Origin of the sequence: Stenotrophomonas sp. HMWF023 (assembly GCF_003060985.1) — a bacterium.
Classification (GTDB): Bacteria; Pseudomonadota; Gammaproteobacteria; order Xanthomonadales; family Xanthomonadaceae; genus Stenotrophomonas; species Stenotrophomonas lactitubi.
In genome coordinates this window covers 15,570-16,235 of the sequence record NZ_QAIJ01000160.1, presented here as the reverse complement: position 1 = coordinate 16,235, position 666 = coordinate 15,570, and the positions used below count along the sequence as shown (strand labels likewise).

1 pseudogene is annotated in these 666 nt (G+C 68.2%); it reads left to right on the top strand.

Annotated features, from left to right (window positions below):
* Nucleotides 1–666 (top strand): annotated as a pseudogene (locus DBR20_RS22865) (membrane-bound PQQ-dependent dehydrogenase, glucose/quinate/shikimate family); the annotation flags it as partial.

Below are 666 nucleotides of genomic sequence, written 5' to 3'. Positions count from 1 at the left end.
GCTGTGGACCTGGTGGGAATCGGGCAGCGATTACTGGCGCTGGGTGCCACGGCTGGGCTTGGTGACCGCGCTCGGTATCATCCTGGCGTTGCTGGCGCCGACCCTGCAGGCGCCGGTATCCAGGCGTCTGTCGCGCAGCGTGGCCGCTGTGCTGATGCTGGTGTTCGTGGCCGCCTTCGGGCTCGCGTTCGCTCCCCATGGCCTGGTCGACGGGCACCAGCCGTTCCCGGAGCCGGCGGTCAGCGCCGGGCTCGATCCGACCCGTGATACCACCGGTCTGCAGCCGGCCGACCAGCCGGCGGAAGGCGATTGGCCGGCGTGGGGGCGCAGCAATGCCGCCACTCGCTATTCGCCGCTGCAGCAGGTCACTCCTGAAAACGTGGGAACCCTGCAACTGGCGTGGCAGTTCCGCACCGGCGACCTGCCGAAGAAGCGTTGGGGTGCGGAAACCACGCCATTGAAGATCGGTGATCGGTTGTACCTGTGCACCGCCCGCAATCAGCTGATCGCGCTCGATGCCGGTAACGGCAAGGAACTCTGGCGTTTCGATCCGAAGGTGAAGGATGCCTCGATCCCGTACACGGCCGCCTGCCGTGGCGTGTCCTACTACGAACAGCCCAGCGCGCCGACCGTCGCCGATGCCGCGCTGGCCGACGTGGCCGCCGA